The organism is Hansschlegelia beijingensis (assembly GCF_045505405.1).
GTDB lineage: Bacteria > Pseudomonadota > Alphaproteobacteria > Rhizobiales > Methylopilaceae > Methylopila > Methylopila beijingensis_A.
On the sequence record NZ_JBJKEX010000557.1, the window covers coordinates 1 to 1,186 of the forward strand.

Here is a 1,186-nt window from a genome sequence, read left to right on the forward strand (position 1 = left end):
CCGCCGGCGCGACCGTGCAGCGCGGCCCCGACCCGATCGCGAAGCTGAAGGCGGTGAAGAACGCCGCCGAGATCGCGGGCGCCCGCGCCGCCCATCTGCGCGACGCCGCGGCCCTGTGCCGCTTCCTGTGCTGGCTCGACCGTGAGGCGCCCAGCGGCGCGCTGGACGAGATCGGCTGCGCGGAGGCGCTGGAGACCTTCCGGCGCGAGACCGGAAAGTTGAAGGAGATCTCGTTCGACTCGATCTCGGCCGCCGGCCCCAACGCCGCGCTGCCGCATTATCGCGTGACGCGCGCCACCAACCGGAAGCTCACCCCCGGCTTCTACCTGATCGACTCCGGCGCGCAGTATCAGGACGGCACCACCGACGTCACCCGGACGGTGGTGATCGGGGCCGCGACCGACGAGATGAAGGACCGCTTCACGCGCGTCCTTCGCGGCCACATCGCGATCTCGACCGCGGTGTTCCCGAAGGGCGTCAGCGGCGCGCAGATCGACGCCTTCGCGCGCCGGCCGCTCTGGGAGGCGGGGCTCGACTTCGACCATGGCACCGGCCACGGCGTCGGCTCGTATCTCTCCGTCCATGAGGGGCCGCAGCGCATCTCGAAACTCGGGACGGTCCCGCTCGAGCCGGGCATGATCCTGTCCAACGAGCCCGGCTACTACCGGGAGGGCCATTACGGCATCCGCACAGAGACCCTGGTGCTGGTGGAGAAGCGCGCGATCCCCGGCGCCGAGCGCGAGATGTACGGCTTCGAGACGCTGACGCTCGCCCCGATCGACCGCCGCGCGATCGAGCCGGCGCTGCTGACGACAGGCGAGCGCGCCTGGCTCGACGGGTACCACGCCCGGGTGCTCGCCGAGGTCGGGCCGCTGGTCGACGCCGAGACGCGCGCGTGGCTGGAACGGGCCTGCGCGCCCCTGTAAGGCGGTCGCTCCGTCGTCATCCTCCGGCTTGACCGGAGGATCCCGGCAGGAGGCGAGCCCCACGTCCGAACTGGATGGTCCGGTCAAGCCGGACCATGACGGCGAAGGTTCCCGCCCCGAAAGGCGCGGTAAGATCGCTTCACTCCTGAACCCGGATGATCCCGAAGTTCGAGCCGCCGGATGTTCTGGTCCAGGACCGGGCCGAGATCCTCCCTCCGGGCCTCCTCGGTCACGCTGTTCTCAGCGTCTCTGCCTGTCAT

At 70.7% G+C, this 1,186-nt stretch carries 1 protein-coding gene; it reads left to right on the top strand.

Annotated features, from left to right (window positions below; genetic code table 11):
• Nucleotides 1–926: M24B family metallopeptidase (locus ACIKT0_RS18650; protein ID WP_407106802.1), on the top strand; the 926-nt coding region annotated here is incomplete at its 5' end.
• Nucleotides 927–1,186 lie beyond the last annotated feature (260 nt).